We start from the raw sequence: 17,977 nt of genomic DNA on the forward strand, positions 1-17,977 counted from the left end.
GGCCCGACAATTTCGCGCCGGCCTTTTCTTTTGGCTGAAGTTGAGCGATAGACCAGCCACTCTAGAAAAGGGGCCGCATCCATGCCGGATACCGATGAACTGCTCGTAACGCTGACCGCCGATATCGTTTCCGCCTTCGTATCCAATAATCGGGTGGGGGCGAGCGAGGTCGCGGGCGTGATCGAGTCGACGCACCGGGCGCTGTCGCAGCTCGGCACGCCCGAAGCGGAACCGGCCCCGCAGCAGAAGCCCGCGGTTTCAGCCCGCGCGAGCATCAAGCCGGATTATCTCGTGTCGCTGGAAAGCGGCAAGAAGATGAAGATGCTCAAGCGTTACCTGATGACCAACTATCAGATGACGCCCGAACAATATCGCGCCAAGTGGGGTCTGCCTTCGGATTACCCGATGGTCGCGCCCAATTACAGCGAGGCGCGCAAGACGCTGGCGCGCAAGATCGGCCTTGGCCGCAAGCCTGCCGCTGCGGCCCCTGCCGAAAAGCCTGCCGGCGGCGCCAAGCGCGGACCGAAGCCGAAGGCCGCCGCACCAAAGCCGGAAGCGGCCAAGCCCGAGCCCAAGGCACCGGCGAAGCGCGGCCGCAAGCCCGCCACCCCCGCCACCGAGGGCTGATGCTCAGCCGCTGTTAAGGCGCAGGCATGAAAGCGGGAGCGATGAAACGCGCCCGCTTCCTCCTCGCCCTGCCTGCCGCCGCCCTGCTGGCATCCGGCTGCGCCACGCTTTCGCCCGAGGCGAAGGTCCGTGATCGGCTGATCGAGGCCGGCATCGGCCGCCGCACCGCAGGTTGCATGGCCGAACGCATGGTCGATCGGCTGTCGATCGGGCAGCTCCGTGCGCTCGGCCGCGTCGCCAAATTGCCGGGCCGCGATGTCGGGCGGCTTTCGGTGCGCGAACTGATCGACCGGCTCGACGCGCTTGGCGATCCGGAGATCGTGACTGTCGTCACGCGTGCAGGGTTGGGCTGCGCAATTGCCGGATAGGGCTAGTCCCCCGGCGAGCCGCCAAGACGGGCTTTGCACTGGCGAAGGCGTCAGGGTTGGCAACGCCGCCGCTTTCATGCTTTAGGCCCGTCCGACTCTTCATCCTGGCAGGGCGGACGCATGAACATCCACGAATATCAGGCCAAGGAATTGCTGGCGAAGTTCGGCGTGGCGATCCCCGCCGGCCATGCGGCGCTTTCGGTGGACGAGGCGGTTGCCGCCGCGGGCAAGCTGCCGGGGCCGCTGTGGGTGGTCAAATCGCAGATCCACGCCGGCGGCCGCGGCAAGGGCAAGTTCAAGGAACTGGGCGCGGATGCCAAGGGTGGCGTGCGCCTGGCCAAGTCGATCGACGAGGTACGCAGTCACGCGTCCGAGATGCTGGGCAACACGCTGGTCACGATCCAGACCGGCGAGGCCGGCAAGCAGGTGAACCGCCTCTACATCACCGATGGCGCGGATATCGCGCATGAATATTATCTGTCGATGCTGGTCGATCGGGCCAGCGGCCGGATCGCGCTCGTGGCTTCCACCGAGGGCGGCATGGACATCGAGGCAGTCGCGCATGACACGCCCGAGAAGATCCGCACGATCATCATCGATCCGGTCGAGGGTTTCCAGCCGCATCACGGCCGCGCCGTGGCGTTCGCGTTGCAGCTGAAGGGTGATCTGAACAAGCAGTGCGTGAAGCTGGTTGGCCAGCTGTACGACGCGTTCGTCGGCACCGACATGTCGATGCTGGAGATCAACCCGCTCGTCACCACCGACGACGGTAAGCTGCTGGTGCTGGACGCCAAGGTGTCGTTCGATTCGAACAGCCTGTTCCGCCACCCGGACGTCGCCGCGCTGCGCGACGAGACCGAAGAGGATCCGGCCGAGGTCGAGGCATCGAAATACGACCTGGCCTATATCAAGCTCGACGGCACGATCGGCTGCCTGGTGAACGGCGCCGGCCTGGCGATGGCCACGATGGACATCATCAAGCTGAATGGCGCGTTCCCGGCCAACTTCCTCGATGTCGGCGGCGGCGCCAGCAAGGAAAAGGTGACGGCGGCGTTCAAGCTGATCCTCAGCGATCCGGCGGTCGAGGGCATTCTCGTCAACATCTTCGGCGGCATCATGCGCTGCGACATCATCGCCGATGGCATCGTGGCAGCGGCCAAGGAGGTGAACCTCGGCGTGCCGCTGGTGGTTCGTCTCGAAGGCACCAATGTCGAGCAGGGCAAGGCGATCCTGGCCAATTCGGGCCTGCCGATCGTTTCCGCCGACGATCTGGGCGATGCCGCCCGCAAGATCGTGGCGCAGGTGAAGAAGGCGGCCTAGGGTTCTGCATCGGGCCGGCTGCGGCCGGCATCGCGCTCCGCCCGGGCCGGGCCCGCGGAGCCGATCCCGGCGAGCCGGAGTGATGCCGTGAGGAGAGGGAAGCGACCATGAAGATCCTCGTCCCCGTCAAGCGGGTGATCGATTACAACGTAAAGCCGCGCGTGAAGGCGGATGGCAGCGGCGTCGACCTGGCCAACGTCAAGATGTCGATGAATCCGTTCGACGAAATCGCTGTCGAGGAAGCGATCCGCCTGAAGGAAAAGGGCGTCGCCACCGAGATCGTCGCCGTGTCGATCGGTGTGCAGAAGGCGCAGGAAACGCTGCGCACCGCGCTGGCAATGGGCGCGGACCGCGCGATCCTGGTGCAGACCGACGACGAGGTCGAGCCGCTGGCGGTGGCGAAGATCCTGAAGGCCGTGGTCGACGAAGAGCAGCCGGGCCTCGTGATCCTGGGCAAGCAGGCGATCGACGACGACAGCAACCAGACCGGCCAGATGCTGGCCGCGCTGACCGGGCGGCCGCAGGGCACCTTCGCGTCCAAGGTCGAAGTCGCCGGTGACAGCGTGACGGTGACGCGCGAAGTCGATGGCGGGCTCGAGACCGTCACCCTGAAGACGCCCGCGATCGTGACGACCGACCTGCGGCTGAACGAGCCGCGCTATGCGTCGCTGCCGAACATCATGAAGGCCAAGTCCAAGCCGCTCGCGAACAAGACGCCGGCGGATTACGGCGTGGAGACCGCGCCGCGGCTGAAGACGTTGAAGGTCGTCGAGCCGGCCAAGCGCTCGGCCGGCATCAAGGTGCCCGATGTCGACACGCTCGTCGCCAAGCTCAAGGAAATGGGAGTCGCCAAGTGAAGACGCTCGTCCTCGTCGAACATGAAGGCGGCCAGGTAAAGGACGCCACGCTTTCCGCTGTTACTGCCGCGTCGCAGCTGGGCGAGGTTCATCTTCTCGTCGCCGGTGAAGGCGTGTCGGCGGCGGCCGAGGCAGCCGCGAAGATCGCAGGCGTCGGCAAGGTGCATGTCGCCGACAATGCGGCGCTGGCCCACAATCTGGCCGAGAATCTCGCGCCGCTGGTCGTCGAGCTGATGGGCCATCACGACGCGTTCGTGGCGCCGGCCACCACAACCGGCAAGAATGTCGCGCCGCGCGTGGCCGCGCTGCTGGACGTGATGCAGATTTCCGACATCCTGTCGGTCGAGAGCGAGGATACGTTCACGCGTCCGATCTATGCGGGCAATGCAATCGCTACCGTGCAATCGTCGGACGCGAAGAAGGTGCTCACGGTACGCGGTACCGCGTTTGCGAAGGCTGCGCGCGAAGGCGGATCGGGCACGGTCGAGGCCGTGTCCGGTGGGGCCGATGCCGGCCTGTCCAGCTTCGTCGGTGCGGAAATCGCCCAGTCCGAGCGGCCCGAGCTGACCTCGGCGAAGATCATCGTTTCGGGCGGCCGTGCGCTGGGATCGAGCGAGAAGTTCCACGAACTGATCGATCCGCTGGCGGACAAGCTGGGCGCGGGCGTCGGCGCTTCGCGGGCCGCAGTCGATGCGGGCTATGCACCCAACGACTATCAGGTCGGCCAGACCGGCAAGATCGTGGCCCCGGAAGTCTATGTCGCGGTCGGCATCTCGGGCGCGATCCAGCATTTGGCCGGCATGAAGGACAGCAAGACCATCATCGCCATCAACAAGGACGAGGACGCGCCGATCTTCCAGGTTGCCGACCTCGGCCTGGTGGGCGACCTGTTTAAGCTGGTGCCGGAACTGACCGAGAAGCTGTGATGCGCCATGCCGTCGGTTGGGTGCTAATCGCCGCCGCTGCCGCCGCCAATGCGGCACCGGTGGAATTCAGCAACCCGACCGCCGGGGTGCGGGTGACAATGCCCGATGGCTGGGTCGCGGTCACGGCCGAACAGAATCGCGAGACCCTGTCGCGCGCCGAGATCAGGGACATGGATTTCGCCGCAGCTGTGGCGCGCTACGCGACAGTGCCGATGTTCGCATTCGCGCGCTATCCCGAGCCGTTCGACGATCTGAATCCCAGCTTCAAGATCAATCTCCGGCCGGCGGGAGCCTTTGTGGGTAGGAGTGGCGTTCAGATCATCGAGGCGATGGTGCCTGGGCTCGAGAAGGCGTTCGGGGCCATGCCTGTCATCCCGCCACACGCAACGACGGTTTCCGGGCTTCCGGCCGGCCATGTGCGCATCGACTATGAGCTTGTCGCGGATGGCCGCAATTTTCCGGTCAGCTCCGATCTCTGGGTGGTGCCGCACGGATCGCACTTCTTCATCATCGGGACCGGCATCCGCCAGGATGAGCGCACCGGAAGCCGGGCGGATGTCGAAAGAATCGTGGCATCCCTTCGCATCGATCCGCCGCGGTGACCGCACGGCTCGCCGGCAAGGTCGCGCTCGTTACGGGCGGATCGCGCGGGATCGGTCGCGCGATCGCCCTGCGGTTGGCACGCGACGGTGCAAACGTTGCGATCCATTACGGCCATCGCCGATCCGCAGCCGATGAGGCGCTGGGCGAGATCGTGGGCGCCGGGGGCACCGGCTTCCTCGTCGAAGCCGATCTGGCTGATCCTCACGCCCCAGCTGCAATCGCGGCCGCGCTGGCAGCGCAGGCGGACGGGATCGACATCCTCGTCAACAATGCCGGCATCGGATCGATGACGGGCATGGCTGAAACCGACGAGGCCGCGTTCGACAGCCAGATGGCGATCAACGCCCGCGCGCCCTTCTTCATCACCCGCGCGCTGCTGCCGCGGCTGCGGGCGTGCGGGCGGATCATCAACATCTCGTCGATGGTCACGCAGGCAGCCTATCCCGGCTGCCTGGCCTATGCGATGTCGAAGGCCGCGCTTAACGCCATGACCCTCTCGCTCGCGACCGAGCTCGGGCCGCGCGGCATCACGGTCAACGGCGTCGCGCCCGGTGCGACCGATACGGAACTGACCGGGCCGCTGCTGTCCGATCCCGCCACCGTGACTTACCTCGAGAACAGCGCCGCGCTCGGTCGTATCGGCAAGCCGGAAGATATTGCCGATGTCGTCGCCTTTCTGGCATCCGACGATGCCCGCTGGGTGACGGGCCAGCTGATCGAGGCAAGCGGGGGCACGCATCTTTAGGGTGCATGCATGATCCACCGCCTGATCTGCGTCACCGGCCGGGTCCAAGGTGTGTTCTTCCGTGCCTGGACGGTCGAGCAGGCGAAGGCGCTGGGCATCGACGGCTGGGTGCGCAACCGTGCGGATGGCAGCGTCGAGATCCGTGCGGCCGCGCCGTCCGAACAGATGGCGCTGTTCATCGCGCGATTGCACGATGGGCCGCCGGCGGCGCGGGTCGATCAGGTCATCGATGAGGAGGCGACCGCCGAGCCGTTCGACGAATTCGCCCAGCGGGCGACCGTCTGACCGATTTTCACTCGTCGTCGTAGATCGCGATTTCCGGCGGCGCATCGTGGGTCGCCATGGCGCGGTACATGCCGGGCGTGTTGAACGCCCAGCCGCCCGATCCGTCGCGACCGACCACGATCACGCCGCCCTTGCCGCCCATATCGCCCAGTTCCGAGACCAGCGCGTCGGCGGCTTCCTCGATCGTCCAGCCACCCAGCCGCACGCGCGCTGCGATCTCGTGGGCGACGCCCAGGCGGATGAAATATTCGCCCGCGCCGGTGCAGCTGATCGCGGCGGCGCGATCATCGGCATAGGTGCCCGCCCCGATCAGCGGCGAATCGCCGACGCGGCCCCATTTCTTGCCGGTCAGCCCGCCGGTCGAGGTGGCGGCGGCGACATGCCCCGCCCCATCGATCGCGACCGCGCCGACGGTGCCGTATTTCATCCCCGAATCAAACGGGGCGTCGGGATCGGCCAGGATTTCGCTCAGCTGGCGGCGGCGCTCCTCCGTCTCGAACCAGCTCGGATCCGCGGCTTCCACACCCTGTTCGCGGGCAAAGGCATCCGCGCCCGATCCCGCCAGGAAGACATGCGCGCTGCGATCCATCACCGCGCGCGCCAGCGTGACGGGGTTGCGCGTGGTGCGGACGCCCGCCACGGCACCCGCGCGCCGCTCCGCCCCGTCCATGATCGCGGCATCGCATTCGACGCGGCCCTCGGCGGTGAAGACGGAGCCGCGGCCGGCGTTGAAGTGCGGATCATCTTCGAGCACGCGGATCGCCGCTTCGACCGCATCGAGCGACGCCCCGCCGGCACGCAGGATCGCGGAGCCCGCCTCCAGCGCGGCGGCCAGCCCGGCGCGACCGCCGGCATCGTCCGCCTCGGACAGCCGGCCGCGTCGCATCGATCCCGATCCGCCGTGGAGGACGAGGGTCCAGTGGGGATCGGCCATGCGTGTCTCTCCGGCTTATCAATGCGTGCGCGCACGCCTATAGAAGGCGGACAGCCAAGCGCGAAGGGTCTCCATGTCCGTCCGTCCCTGGCGCGATATCGCGCGCCGCCAATCCCGTCAGATCATGGTCGGCAAGGTGCCGGTGGGGGGCGATGCGCCCGTGACCGTGCAGACGATGACCAACACGCCGACCGAAGATGCGCGCGCCACGATCGACCAGATCCGGCGATGCGAGGAAGTGGGCGTCGATATCATCCGCGTCTCCTGTCCTGATGTGCCCTCGACCACGGCGCTTCGCCAGATTGTTCGCGCGGCGAAGGTGCCGATCGTCGCCGACATCCATTTCCACTACAAGCGCGCGCTGGAAGCGGCAGATGCAGGTGCGGCCTGCCTGCGCATCAACCCCGGCAATATCGGCTCTTCGGATCGGGTGGGCGAAGTGGTGCGCGCGGCCAAGGCCAATGGCTGCGCGATCCGGATCGGCGTGAACGCCGGCAGCCTCGAAAAGGATCTGCTCGAAAAATATGGCGAGCCCTGCCCGGAAGCGCTGGTCGAAAGCGCGCTGGATCATATCAAGCTGCTGCAGGATCATGATTTTCACGACTATAAGGTGGCGGTGAAGGCGTCGGACGTGTTCCTGGCCGTCTCCGCTTACATGCAGCTGGCCGATGCGGTGGATTGCCCGCTGCATCTGGGCATCACCGAGGCGGGCGGCCTGATCGGCGGCACCGTGAAATCCGCGATCGGGATCGGCAACCTGCTGTGGGCGGGCATCGGCGACACGATCCGCGTGAGCCTGTCGGCCGAGCCCGAAGAGGAAGTGCGGGTCGGCTACGAGATACTGAAGTCGCTGGGCATCCGCACGCGCGGCGTGCGCGTCGTCTCCTGCCCGTCCTGCGCGCGGCAGGGGTTCGACGTCATCCGCACGGTCGAGGCTCTGGAAGAGCGGCTGAAGCATATCAACACGCCGCTGTCGCTGTCGGTGCTGGGCTGCGTGGTGAACGGACCCGGCGAGGCGCGCGAGACCGACATCGGGCTGACCGGCGGGGGCGCCGGCAAGCATATGGTCTATCTGTCGGGCGTGACCGATCACACGGTGCAGGATGCCGACATGGTGGATCACATCGTGAAGCTGGTCGAGGCGAAGGCCGCCGAGATCGAGGCGGCGAATGCCCGTGAAGAGCAAGCTCAGGCAGCCGAATAGCGCGGTGCCGGGCGAATCCGGGCACCTCCCCGTCGTGGTAAGGACGGGGAGGATCGGTGCGGGTTCCGCCGGCGCACTGGCGGCGGCCTCGTTCGTGCTGGGCGCGTTTGCGATGGGCGCGGTGGCGATCGGCGCGCTCGCCATCGGCCGCCTCTCAATCGGTTCACTCCGGTTGCGCGATGCACGGATCGATCGGCTGCGGATCGGGGTGGTTGAGATGGAGCCTGCAGTCGCGGCGTCGAAGCCCAACGTTGGGACGTGATCATTTTCGTTCGGGCTGGGCGGAACCTGAAATTGGCATGAAGATTCAGTTGATCCGATGAGCGCGACGGCACGGGTTGCGCCGGCGATCGCCTTTATTGTCGCGTGTCTCGGCATCGCGCTGTTTTCCACGATGGATGCGGTGATGAAGGGGCTGGTGCTGGCGATCGGCGCCTGGAACACGATGTTCTGGCGTAGCCTGATCGGGGTTCCGCTCTCAGCCATGGCGTTCGCACTTGGCGGCCCGCGCTGGCCGGCGCGGTCGGTGCTGCGCGTGCATGTCGAGCGCGGGCTGGTGTCGACCGTGATGGCGCTGCTGTTCTTTTGGGGGCTGGCGCGTGTACCGATGGCGCAGGCGATCGCGCTGACCTTCATCGCGCCGATCATCGCACTGTTCCTGGCCGGCTGGGCGCTGGGTGAGCGGATTGGCCGCAGCGCCATCCTGGGCACGGCGCTCGCCTTCGCCGGCGTGCTGCTGATCGTCGGCGCGCAGGCGCGGGCGGATCTGGGGCCGGATGCGCTGGCGGGCACGGTGGCGATCCTGCTGTCAGCCTGCTGCTATGCCTGGAACATCATCCTGATGCGGCGGCAGGCGCTGGTCGCGAAACCGGCCGAAATCGCGTTCGCGCAGAATCTGGTCGTCACGATCGCGCTGGCGTGCGCGGCACCGTGGCTGGCGATGCCACCCGCGGCGACCCATTGGCCGGCGCTGCTGCTGGCGGCGGTGCTCGCGCTGGGATCGCTGTTCCTGCTCGGCTGGGCCTATGCGCGGGCGGAGGCGAGCTATCTCGCACCGGTCGAATATAGTGCTTTCCTGTGGGCGAGCCTGTTTGGCTGGCTGGTGTTCGGCGAGCGCGTCGGCTTATGGACTGCGGGCGGCGCCGCACTGATCATCGCCGGCTGCATCGTCGCGGCGCGACGCCGCCATCCCGTCGCCGATCTGGAGGCCCAGCTATGACTGTGAGCGTGCGTCCCGCTACCCCTGCCGACGTGGCCGAAATCCACCGTCTGATCGTGGATCTGGCGATCTACGAACGCGAGCCCGATGCGGTGAAGGCCACGCCGGAGACGCTGCACACCACGCTGTTCGCGCCTGATGCGCAGGTGTTCGTCTTCATCGCCGAGATCGATGGGCGGATCGCCGGCCTCGCGCTGTGGTTCCTGACCTATTCCACGTGGACGGGCCGCCCCAGCCTCTATCTGGAGGATCTGTTCGTCTCCGATTGGGCGCGGAACGCGGGGGTGGGCAAGGCGTTGTTCGGCGCGCTCGCGAAGGAGGCCAGGATGCGGGGTGCCGCGCGGATCGATTGGGCGGTGCTCGACTGGAACGAGGGTGCCAAGGGCTTCTACCGGTCGATCGGAGCCCATCGCTCGACAGGGTGGGAGCCCTGGCGGATCGAGGGCGAAGCACTCTCACGCCTCGCCGATCGATGATCATCAACCCCACGCCCAGCCTCGCGCGGATCGTGCGCGAGGTGCACCGGCCGCTGATCGCGCTGTTCGTGTGGGACGTGATCGTCACGGTCACTTATTATGTCCTGCCGTTCCGGGCGCCTTCGCTGCCGCTGACGCTGTTCGGTTCCGGTCTGGCACTGTTCCTGGGCCTGCGTGACAACGCTGCCTATGCGCGCTGGTGGGAAGGGCGCGTGCTGTGGGGGGCGATGATCAATGCGTCGCGCAGCCTGTCGCGCGCTACGCTGTCGATGATCCAGGGCGAGGACGAACAAGGCATTTCGCTGCGCCGCGCGATCATCCTGCGCCAGACGGCCTATGTGAATGCGCTGCGCTGCCAGCTGCGGCGGCAGGATCCGAAGCCCGAAGTGCTGCGCTTCCTGTCTGCAGACGAGGCGGCGGAACCGCTGAAATTCACCAACATCGCCAATGGGTTGCTGAACGGCACCGGCGCGCGGGTGCGCGCGGCGCTGGACGAACGCCGGATCGACACGATCCAGCAGGCGCAGCTGGAGCAGGTGCTGATCGACATCTCCAACGCGCAGGGGGGGATGGAGCGGCTGAAGAACACGCCGCTGCCGATGCAGTATCGCTTCTTTCCCGCCTTCTTCACCCGGCTGTTCTGCATCCTGCTGCCGATCGGCCTGGTGGAGACGCTGGGCTGGGCGACCCCGGTCGGATCGACGCTTGCCGGGCTGATGTTCCTGGCGGTGCTGGCTATCGGCGATGATCTGGTCGATCCGTTCGCGAACAGCGTCCACGATGTGCCGCTGAGCGCGATGTGCCGTACGATCGAGATCGATCTGCTGCAGGCCATCGGCGATACCCCGGAACCGCCGGTGCAACAGGTGCGCGGCGTGCTCTGGTAATCAGCTGCCGAGAACGTTGATGGTGAAGGCCAGCACGCCGATGTTGAAGCCGAACGCCAGCACGCTATGCGCAGTCACGACCCGGCGCACGGCTGTGCTGCGAATCGTGACGTCCGATGTCTGGAACGTCATGCCCAGCGTGAAAGCGAAATACACGAAGTCCCAATAATCGGGCTCGGCACGGTCGGGCACATCGAGCCCGCCGGCATCGCGCCCGTCGCGCTGCACATAGAAGAGATGCGCATAGTGCAGCGCATACACCATGTTCGAGAACAGCCAGGCGATCGCCAGCGTGGCGACGATCAGCGCGGCGACCGGAGGCGCCGGGCCGCGGCCCTGCGCGAGCTCGTCCGCCACCGCGACCAGGATGACCAGCATCACTGCGCCCGTGATCGCCAGCAGCCCCGCGCGATTGGCATCGTTGCGCTCGGCAATGGTGCGCATCGCCGCCACTTCGGCGGACAGCAGTGGCAGACAGCCCGCCAGGAAGATCAAAGCGGCGAGATCGAAACCGGCCATCACCCCCTGCCGCCAGCCAATCCAGTGGCCGGCGACCGGCGCGGCGGTCGCGAAAACCAGTCCGAACAGGATGAAGCGGGTCGGCGCGAGACGATTGCCGATCGAGGCGGAAGCGGCCATGGCCACTGTCCTATCACCGCGGAGGGGGATGCGCGATGGCCTGGCTGCTGCTGATGCTGGGGGGTCTGTTCGAAGTGGGATTCACCACTGCGCTGCGTTACGTCGATGGCTTCCGCAATCTCGGCTGGACCCTGGCGTTTCTGGTCTCGGTCACGCTCAGCATGGCGCTGCTCGAACTGGCATCGCGCAGCATCGCGATGGGTACCGCCTATGCCGTCTGGACCGGGATCGGCGCGCTGGGCACCGTGATCGTCGGCATGATCTGGTTCGGTGAACCGGTGAGCGCGGTGCGGCTGGCGCTGATTGCCGGCGTGGTCGGCTGCATCGCAGGCCTGAAGCTGACCGCCTGACCCGGGCCGGCCGATCAGCTCAGCGTGGTCTTCGGCTGATCCTGCTTGGCCTTGGCCAGCGCGATCGCATCGAGGATAACCTGGCGGGCTTCCTCGGCCCCACCCCAGGTGCCGATGCGCACCCACTTCTTGGCTTCCAGATCCTTGTAGTGGGTGAAGAAATGCTCGATCTGCTGCATCACGATCTCGGGCAGGTCGCTGCTCTCGCCGATCTTGCTGTAATAGGGGAAGGTCGCATCGACCGGCACGGTCAGCAGCTTTTCGTCGCCGCCGGCTTCGTCTTCCAGCCGCAGCACCGCGATCGGGCGGACGCGCACCACGCAGCCGGGAATGAAGGGCGAGCGAGCGACCACCAGCGCATCAAGCGGATCGCCATCGGGTGACAGCGTGTGCGGCACGAAGCCGTAATTGGCCGGATAGCGCATTGGCGTATGCAGGATGCGATCGACGAACAGCGCGCCAGACTTCTTGTCGAACTCATACTTCACCGGCTCGCCGCCGACCGGCACCTCGATGATGACGTTGAGTTCATGGGGCGGGTTCGCGCCGACGGGGATGAGGTCGATATTCATGCTGCGGCGCAATAGAGGCGGGTCCGGCGGTGCTCAAGTGTCTTCGCGCTTCAATTTCGCGACATTTTCGCTATGGCCCCGCCGACCATGAGCAACACGCGCACGCCGCAGGCCATTCGCGGCACCCAGGACATGATCGGCGAAACCGCGGATCGCTTTCACCATGTGGTGGCGGCCTTCGATCGCGTGCGCCGGCTCTATGGGTTCCGGCGGATCGAGGTGCCGGTGTTCGAGGCGACGGCCGTATTCGCACGCTCGCTGGGTGAAACCACCGATGTCGTCTCGAAGGAGATGTACAGCTTCGAAGATCGCGGTGGCGATTCGCTGACGCTGCGGCCCGAATTCACCGCGGGCATCGTGCGCGCCTACCTCACCAATGGGTGGCAGCAATATGCCCCGCTGAAGGTGGCGACGCACGGGCCGCTGTTCCGGTATGAACGGCCACAGAAGGGGCGCTTCCGCCAGTTCCACCAGCTCGACGCCGAAGTGATCGGCGCCGCCGAGCCGGCAGCTGATGTCGAACTGCTCGCCTTTGCGGATCAGCTGCTGAAGGAGCTGGGCATTGCCGATGGCGTGACGCTGAAGCTGAACACGCTGGGCGACGCGGCGACACGCGATGCCTGGCGGGCGGCGCTGGTTGCGCATTTCGAGGCGCATCGGGGCGAGCTGTCCGAAGACAGTCTGGCGCGGCTCGACAAGAATCCGCTGCGCATCCTCGATTCCAAGGATCCGCGCGATCGCCCGGCTGCGGGCACCGCGCCTTCGATCGACGATTATCTTTCCACCGAGGCCGGCGCCTTTTTCGAGGCGGTGACGCGCGGGCTGGAGGCGTCGGGCGTGGCCTGGACGCGCGATGCGCGGCTGGTGCGCGGGCTCGATTATTATCGCCACACCGCGTTCGAGTTCGTGACCGATCGGCTCGGCGCACAGGGCACGGTGCTCGGCGGCGGCCGCTATGACGGGCTGATCGAACAACTCGGCGGGCCGGCGACGCCTGCGGTCGGCTGGGCAGCGGGGATCGAGCGGCTGGCGATGCTGGTCGAGGGGAGCAGCGAAGCCGGCCTCGACGTGATCATTGCGGTCGAGGATGATGTCGCCCTGCCGGTCGGTCAGCATGCGCTGCGACTGCTGCGCGAGGCGGGTCTGTCCGCCGACATGATCGCGACCGGGTCACCGCGCAAACGCTATGATAAGGCGGCCAAGGTGGCGGCGAAGGTGCTTGTTGGATTACGTTGCGATGGCACGGCTACGACCGTGTCGACTAAGGCGGCCCCAGGCATCGGCGAGCATGAGCGCGTGAAAGAGTTGCTGCTGCCGACGGTGAACGCATGACGCGTAAAAGCCGTGCCCTGGCGCAGGCCGGGGTCCAGCGCCGTGTGGATCGGCGCCAATGATCTCCCTCCCCCCCGATCGGATCGCGCAGATCGAGGCGCGGCGGGATGAGTTGCAGGCGCTGATGGCGACCGGTGATCTTGCCTCGGACCGATTCGTCGCCGTGTCCAAGGAATATGCCGAGATCGAGCCGGTCGCACAGGCCGCGGCTGAGGTGCGGCGGCTGCGCGCCGAGGCCGAATTGCTGGCGCTGATGACGCAGGATGGTGACGACGAACTGCGCCAGATGGCGGCCGAGGAATTGCACGAGAATCGGACCGCGCTGGAAGGGGCGGAGCGCGCGCTGGCGCTGAAGCTGCTGCCGCGCGACACGGCCGACGAGCGCGCGGCGATGCTGGAGATCCGTGCCGGCACCGGCGGCGACGAGGCATCGCTGTTCGCGGGCGATCTCATGCGGATGTATCAGCGCTATGCCGAGGGCCAGGGTTGGCGGGTCGAGCTGATCTCGGCCAGCTCGTCGGAAGCGGGCGGCTACAAGGAAGTGGTCGCCAGCGTGACCGGGGCCGGCGTGTTCGCCAGGTTGAAGTTCGAGAGCGGTGTCCACCGCGTCCAGCGCGTGCCCGTCACCGAGAGCGGTGGCCGCATCCATACCTCTGCCGCAACGGTGGCGGTGCTGCCGGAAGCGGAGGATGTCGATATCCAGATCGACGAGGCGCGCGATCTGCGGATCGATGTCTATCGCTCGTCCGGGCCGGGCGGCCAATCGGTCAACACCACGGACAGCGCGGTACGGATCACCCATCTGCCGACAGGGCTGGTGGTGATCCAGCAGGACGAGAAATCGCAGCACAAGAACAAGGCCAAGGCGCTGAAGGTGCTGCGCACCCGGCTCTATGAGCAGGAGCGCGAGAAGCTGGATTCGGCGCGGGCGGGCGCGCGCAAATCAATGGTGGGTTCAGGTGACCGGAGCGAGCGTATCCGCACCTATAATTTCCCGCAGGGCCGCGTGACCGATCATCGCATCAACCTGACGCTGCACCGCTTGCCCGAGATACTGGAAGGGCAGATGGACGAGCTGATCGGCGCGCTGATCGCCGAGGACGAGGCTGCGCGGCTGGCATCGCTGGATGGGTGAGGCGTGGCCGGGCTGACTCTGGCGCTTGCCATGCTGGCCGCGCCGGAAAGCGCTGTCGGGCCGGTCGAGAAGTTGCGTGAGGTCGTCGTCGAGGCGATCCGCGATTGCCCGAAGGGAGCGCCTGACGAGATCGTCGTCTGTTCGCGGGATCGCGGCATGGCCGAGGGCTTCCGCCTGCCCCGGCTCGACCCCCGCTATGCCCGGCGCGATGTGCGCGGCAGATCCGTCGACAGCCGCGCGGGTGCGGCGCGCGCCAGCGGCGATTGTTCGGCCAGCGGATCGGCCGGGGCCACCGGTTGTTCGCTGGATGCCGCCAACGACTGGGGCGCCTGGAAGAAGGAAGCCCAGCGCGAGGGCGACGCATGGTTCCCATGGTGACGCGGGCCGCGGCGATCGCGACGGCCGCAGCGCGGCTGGCGGAGGCGAGCGCGACCCCCCGGCTCGATGCCGAATTGCTGATGGCGCATCAGCTGGGCACCAGCCGCGAGGCAATGCTGCTCGCCGGGCTGCAGTTGCCGGTGGCGACCGGTTATGACGATCTGGTCGCGCGCCGTGCCGATCATGAGCCGATGGCCTATATCCTGGGCGAACGCGATTTCTGGACGATCACGCTGAAGGTGACGCCGGGCGTGCTGGTGCCGCGGCCCGACAGCGAGACTCTGATAGAGGCGGCGGTCGCTTCGTTCGCGGGGCGCACGCCGCCTGCGACCATCCTCGATCTTGGTACCGGATCGGGCGCGCTGTTGCTGGCCGCGCTGGACCAGTGGCGCGACGCGATCGGGATCGGCGTGGATAGTTCGCCGCGCGCGGTGGCGATCGCGGCGGACAATGCGCGCCGGCTGCGGATGGGCGCGCGCGCCACGATCGTCGAGGGCGGTTGGGATGCAGTGGGTGGGCGGTTCGACCTGATCCTGTGCAACCCGCCCTATATCGAAAGCGGGGCCGATCTGCCGCGCGAGGTCGCCGATCACGAGCCGCCCTCTGCGCTTTATGCGGGGCCTGACGGGCTGGACGATTATCGCGCGATCGCGCCGCTGATCCCGGAGCGGCTGGCGCCGGGCGGGGTGGCCTGCATCGAGATCGGCGCCGGGCAGGCCCATGCCGCATCCGTGCTGTTCGCGCAGGCCGGGCTGGCGGTGGCGGTCCGCCGCGATCTGGCCGGGCATGATCGTTGCCTGATCGTCACACAGCGGGACGGATGACGCACCGCGACGGAAAAGGCTTGGATTTCACCCCGTGACCCACTAGATACCGGGGCAGGCAAGGGGGTTGCCGCCCAGCGATGCGGCCGAAACCCCTGGATGCCGACCCCCATTGGCCGCGTCGATGGATCTGCCATCGACCCGAAGGTGCGGAGGATGCGAGCGCTGCGATGCGCTCGGGCCGCTGGGTGTCGTGCAGGCGAGCATTGGCCGGGACGGGCCCGGCCTTTTGAAGTGGTGAGCTTTATCCCACGAGCGACGAGGACAGCCAGTTGATCAATAATCGCCAGAACGGCCGCCGTGGCCGTGGCCGCAATGGTGCGCGCCCGCAGGGTGGCGGCGCGCCCCGCCCCGAGCAGGGCAACCGGATCGACAATCGCGCGCGTGGCAATGCCAGCCAGCTTCACGAGAAATACAAGACGCTGGCGCGCGATGCGCAGATGCAGGGCGACCGCGTCCTGACCGAATATTATCTCCAGTTTGCGGACCATTATTTCCGCGTGCTGAGCGAGAGCCGTGCCCGGTTCGAGGAACAGCGCGAACGACGCCCGCGTGACGAGTATCAGGGTCGCGACGAGGATGGCCGCGACGATTTCGACGGCGAGGACGAAGGCGACGATCGCGGCGGCGACGATCGCTTCGACAACCGCAGTGACCAGCCCCGTTACGAACAGCGTGAACCGCGCCAGGACCAGCGTGAGCAGCGCACCGATCGCGAATCCCGTGGCGATCGCGAACCCCGTGGTGATCGCGAACCCCGCGCCGACCGCGAACCACGTGGCGATCGCGAGGCGCGCGAACCGCGCCAGGATCAGCGCCGCGAGCAGCGCGAACCCCGCGAGATGCGCGAGCCGCGCGAGATGCGCCCGGCCCGGTTCGAGGAGGATCGCGCACCGCGTGGCGATCGCGAACCGCGCCCCGATCGCCAGCCGCGTGGTGAGCAGCCTGAAGCTGTGACCGTCGAGCCCGTGGCCGAGACCCGCGAGCGCCGCCCGCGCACGCGCCGTGCGCCGGTGTCGCAGCCGGTCGCGAACGGGCATGACGGTGACGATCTGGCGCGGATCGATGTCGCCGCGCTGCCGCCGGCGTTTGCACCGCCCGCCCCGGCCCCGGCCTTGGAAAGCGAGGCTGAGCCGGCCGCGCCGCGCCGCCGTCCCCGCCGGGTGCGCGCCGAAATGCCGGACAATGATGTGAGCGGCGACGCCGCGGCCTGATCCGCCGGCACGTCGATGGAAATGGGGCGGTTGCCGGATGCGGCGGCCGCCCCTTTTCTATGCCGGTGGCAATGCGCGTGGGCGGTGGTTCTCGTCCAGCGCGACGAAGGTGAACAGGCCTTCGGTGACCTTGACTTCGCTGCGCCCGCGATCCCGCGAGGCGATCACTTCGATCCGGATCGCCAGGCTGGTGCGCCCGCGCCGCTCGACCCAGGCATAGACCGAGATCAGGTCGCGGATCAGGATCGGTTCGAGAAAGGCCATCGAATTGATCGCGACGGTGGCGACCGCGCCATCGGCGGTGCGGCTGGCGACGATGCCCGCCGCGATATCCATCTGCGCCAATACCCAGCCGCCGAATATATGGCCGTTCGCATTGATGTCGCTGGGGCCGGGCACCACGCGCAGCACCGGCTCGCGGCGGTTCGGTTCGCTCATTTCCGGCCGCTCCCATCGGCATCGGCATCGTGCCCGCTGCCGGAGCTGAGGAAGGCCAGGCCCATCAGGCCAGTGCCCAGCATCACCGTGAAGAACACGCCGGCGATGGTTGCGATCACGAGATGGATGGTGAGCGGCGCGCCGCTGGCCCAAAGATAGCCAAGCGCACCGAGCACGGCGATGACTGCGGCCACCGCCATCCAGCGCATGATCCGGCGGAAGCGGGCCCAGGCGAAGGCCGCATAGTCGGGATCGGAGAGCTTGTTGCGATCTGCGGGCATGGCTTCCCTTTGGGCGCGACAAGTGGGATCATCAAGTCCGGGGGAGAAGGAGGCGATATGACGATATCCACGATCCTGCGCGGCAAGGGCAGCGAGGTGGTGAGCATAGCGACTGGCACCCGCGTGACCGATGTCGTGCAGTTGCTGGCCCAACGCCGGATCGGCGCGGTGCCGGTGGTCGACGGCGATGCGGTCGTCGGCATCATATCCGAACGCGACATCCTCTATCTGCTGGCCGCCGAAGGCGCGACCGCGCTCGACCGGCCGGTGGATGCGGTGATGACCGCACCTGCCATCACGATCGAGCCCGAACTCGGCATCCTGCAGGCGCTGTCGCTGATGACGAAGCGGCGGATCCGGCAC

The 17,977-nt window shown here is 67.2% G+C and carries 25 protein-coding genes (1 of these 25 cut by a window edge); 20 read left to right on the forward strand and 5 right to left on the reverse strand.

Annotated features, from left to right (window positions below):
• Positions 1-81: 81 nt before the first annotated feature.
• From ABC347_RS13995 to ABC347_RS14030, 8 genes are all read left to right on the forward strand, one after another.
• Positions 82-627: a Ros/MucR family transcriptional regulator gene (locus tag ABC347_RS13995; protein WP_413246330.1), complete on the forward strand. Its 546-nt coding sequence runs from the start codon at positions 82-84 to the stop codon at positions 625-627.
• A 41-nt stretch (positions 628-668) separates the two neighbouring features.
• Positions 669-995, forward strand: a complete 327-nt coding sequence (locus ABC347_RS14000; protein WP_413246331.1) for a hypothetical protein — start codon at positions 669-671, stop codon at positions 993-995.
• Positions 996-1,115: 120 nt separating this feature from the next.
• Positions 1,116-2,315 carry an ADP-forming succinate--CoA ligase subunit beta gene (gene sucC, locus ABC347_RS14005; RefSeq protein ID WP_413246332.1) on the forward strand — a complete coding sequence of 400 codons (1,200 nt, stop codon included), beginning with the start codon at positions 1,116-1,118 and terminating at the stop codon, positions 2,313-2,315.
• 107 nt (positions 2,316-2,422) lie between these two features.
• Positions 2,423-3,172, forward strand: coding sequence for an electron transfer flavoprotein subunit beta/FixA family protein (locus tag ABC347_RS14010; RefSeq protein ID WP_413246333.1), 750 nt, complete (start codon positions 2,423-2,425; stop codon positions 3,170-3,172).
• The gene (locus ABC347_RS14015) at positions 3,169-4,098 is read left to right on the forward strand and encodes an electron transfer flavoprotein subunit alpha/FixB family protein (RefSeq protein WP_413246334.1); all 930 of its coding nucleotides are present in this window, start codon (positions 3,169-3,171) and stop codon (positions 4,096-4,098) included. Before ABC347_RS14010 ends, ABC347_RS14015 begins: the two co-directional genes overlap by 4 nt.
• Positions 4,098-4,700, forward strand: a complete 603-nt coding sequence (locus ABC347_RS14020) for a hypothetical protein (RefSeq protein ID WP_413246335.1) — start codon at positions 4,098-4,100, stop codon at positions 4,698-4,700. Before ABC347_RS14015 ends, ABC347_RS14020 begins: the two co-directional genes overlap by 1 nt.
• Positions 4,697-5,446 carry a glucose 1-dehydrogenase gene (locus ABC347_RS14025; protein ID WP_413246336.1) on the forward strand — a complete coding sequence of 250 codons (750 nt, stop codon included), beginning with the start codon at positions 4,697-4,699 and terminating at the stop codon, positions 5,444-5,446. Before ABC347_RS14020 ends, ABC347_RS14025 begins: the two co-directional genes overlap by 4 nt.
• A 9-nt stretch (positions 5,447-5,455) precedes the next feature.
• Positions 5,456-5,731: an acylphosphatase gene (locus ABC347_RS14030; protein WP_413246337.1), complete on the forward strand. Its 276-nt coding sequence runs from the start codon at positions 5,456-5,458 to the stop codon at positions 5,729-5,731.
• A 7-nt stretch (positions 5,732-5,738) separates the two neighbouring features.
• Here ABC347_RS14030 and ABC347_RS14035 read toward each other — a convergent pair whose 3' ends face one another.
• Positions 5,739-6,665, reverse strand: coding sequence for an isoaspartyl peptidase/L-asparaginase family protein (locus ABC347_RS14035; protein WP_413246338.1), 927 nt, complete (start codon positions 6,663-6,665; stop codon positions 5,739-5,741).
• A 73-nt stretch (positions 6,666-6,738) separates the two neighbouring features.
• Here ABC347_RS14035 and ispG point away from each other — a divergent pair, with 73 nt between their 5' ends.
• The 5 genes from ispG to ABC347_RS14060 are packed head-to-tail and all read left to right on the forward strand — an operon-like array spanning position 6,739 to position 10,451.
• Positions 6,739-7,869: a flavodoxin-dependent (E)-4-hydroxy-3-methylbut-2-enyl-diphosphate synthase gene (gene ispG / locus ABC347_RS14040; RefSeq protein WP_413246339.1), complete on the forward strand. Its 1,131-nt coding sequence runs from the start codon at positions 6,739-6,741 to the stop codon at positions 7,867-7,869.
• Positions 7,870-7,903: 34 nt separating this feature from the next.
• Positions 7,904-8,131 (forward strand): hypothetical protein, encoded by a 228-nt coding sequence (locus tag ABC347_RS14045; RefSeq protein ID WP_413246340.1) that lies wholly within the window; start codon positions 7,904-7,906, stop codon positions 8,129-8,131.
• Positions 8,132-8,188: 57 nt separating this feature from the next.
• Positions 8,189-9,088 (forward strand): DMT family transporter, encoded by a 900-nt coding sequence (locus tag ABC347_RS14050; RefSeq protein ID WP_413246341.1) that lies wholly within the window; start codon positions 8,189-8,191, stop codon positions 9,086-9,088.
• A complete protein-coding gene (locus ABC347_RS14055) occupies positions 9,085-9,564 on the forward strand; it encodes a GNAT family N-acetyltransferase (protein ID WP_413246342.1) in 480 nt (159 codons plus the stop codon). The genes ABC347_RS14050 and ABC347_RS14055 overlap by 4 nt, the downstream gene beginning before the upstream one ends.
• The gene (locus ABC347_RS14060) at positions 9,561-10,451 is read left to right on the forward strand and encodes a bestrophin family protein (protein WP_413246343.1); all 891 of its coding nucleotides are present in this window, start codon (positions 9,561-9,563) and stop codon (positions 10,449-10,451) included. Before ABC347_RS14055 ends, ABC347_RS14060 begins: the two co-directional genes overlap by 4 nt.
• Here the strand turns inward: ABC347_RS14060 and ABC347_RS14065 are convergent, their stop codons facing one another.
• Complete coding sequence (locus tag ABC347_RS14065) at positions 10,452-11,090, reverse strand: DUF1345 domain-containing protein (protein ID WP_413246344.1); 639 nt, start codon at positions 11,088-11,090, stop codon at positions 10,452-10,454.
• A 35-nt stretch (positions 11,091-11,125) separates the two neighbouring features.
• Here ABC347_RS14065 and ABC347_RS14070 point away from each other — a divergent pair, with 35 nt between their 5' ends.
• Complete coding sequence (locus ABC347_RS14070; RefSeq protein ID WP_413246345.1) at positions 11,126-11,440, forward strand: DMT family transporter; 315 nt, start codon at positions 11,126-11,128, stop codon at positions 11,438-11,440.
• Positions 11,441-11,454: 14 nt separating this feature from the next.
• Here ABC347_RS14070 and ppa read toward each other — a convergent pair whose 3' ends face one another.
• On the reverse strand, positions 11,455-12,012 hold the full coding sequence (gene ppa / locus ABC347_RS14075) for an inorganic diphosphatase (protein ID WP_413246346.1): 558 nt from the start codon (positions 12,010-12,012) through the stop codon (positions 11,455-11,457).
• Positions 12,013-12,099: 87 nt separating this feature from the next.
• On the opposite strand from ppa, the gene hisS reads away from it, so the two are divergent.
• The 5 genes from hisS to ABC347_RS14100 all read left to right on the forward strand — a co-directional run bounded on the left by hisS (position 12,100) and on the right by ABC347_RS14100 (position 16,895).
• A complete protein-coding gene (gene hisS, locus ABC347_RS14080; RefSeq protein WP_413246347.1) occupies positions 12,100-13,344 on the forward strand; it encodes a histidine--tRNA ligase in 1,245 nt (414 codons plus the stop codon).
• A gap of 58 nt (positions 13,345-13,402) precedes the next feature.
• On the forward strand, positions 13,403-14,479 hold the full coding sequence (prfA, locus tag ABC347_RS14085) for a peptide chain release factor 1 (RefSeq protein WP_413246348.1): 1,077 nt from the start codon (positions 13,403-13,405) through the stop codon (positions 14,477-14,479).
• A gap of 3 nt (positions 14,480-14,482) precedes the next feature.
• Positions 14,483-14,857 (forward strand): hypothetical protein, encoded by a 375-nt coding sequence (locus ABC347_RS14090; RefSeq protein ID WP_413246349.1) that lies wholly within the window; start codon positions 14,483-14,485, stop codon positions 14,855-14,857.
• Positions 14,851-15,681, forward strand: a complete 831-nt coding sequence (gene prmC, locus ABC347_RS14095; RefSeq protein WP_413246350.1) for a peptide chain release factor N(5)-glutamine methyltransferase — start codon at positions 14,851-14,853, stop codon at positions 15,679-15,681. The genes ABC347_RS14090 and prmC overlap by 7 nt, the downstream gene beginning before the upstream one ends.
• A 272-nt stretch (positions 15,682-15,953) precedes the next feature.
• Positions 15,954-16,895: a DUF4167 domain-containing protein gene (locus ABC347_RS14100; protein WP_413246351.1), complete on the forward strand. Its 942-nt coding sequence runs from the start codon at positions 15,954-15,956 to the stop codon at positions 16,893-16,895.
• Between the two features lie 57 nt (positions 16,896-16,952).
• On the opposite strand, the gene ABC347_RS14105 is transcribed toward ABC347_RS14100, so the two are convergent.
• Together ABC347_RS14105 and ABC347_RS14110 are read right to left on the reverse strand one after the other, a co-directional pair.
• Positions 16,953-17,333, reverse strand: coding sequence for an acyl-CoA thioesterase (locus tag ABC347_RS14105; protein WP_413246352.1), 381 nt, complete (start codon positions 17,331-17,333; stop codon positions 16,953-16,955).
• A complete protein-coding gene (locus tag ABC347_RS14110) occupies positions 17,330-17,614 on the reverse strand; it encodes a hypothetical protein (protein ID WP_413246353.1) in 285 nt (94 codons plus the stop codon). The genes ABC347_RS14105 and ABC347_RS14110 overlap by 4 nt, the downstream gene beginning before the upstream one ends.
• A gap of 57 nt (positions 17,615-17,671) precedes the next feature.
• On the opposite strand from ABC347_RS14110, the gene ABC347_RS14115 reads away from it, so the two are divergent.
• Positions 17,672-17,977, forward strand: partial view of a CBS domain-containing protein gene (locus ABC347_RS14115; protein WP_413246354.1) — the 5' portion only. The gene runs 123 nt beyond the window's last position; the window shows 306 of its 429 coding nt (coding positions 1-306); it begins with the start codon at positions 17,672-17,674; the stop codon falls past the right edge of the window.

Origin of the sequence: Sphingomonas canaveralia, from assembly GCF_047238125.1 — a bacterium.
Taxonomy (GTDB): Bacteria; Pseudomonadota; Alphaproteobacteria; order Sphingomonadales; family Sphingomonadaceae; genus JBDFMH01.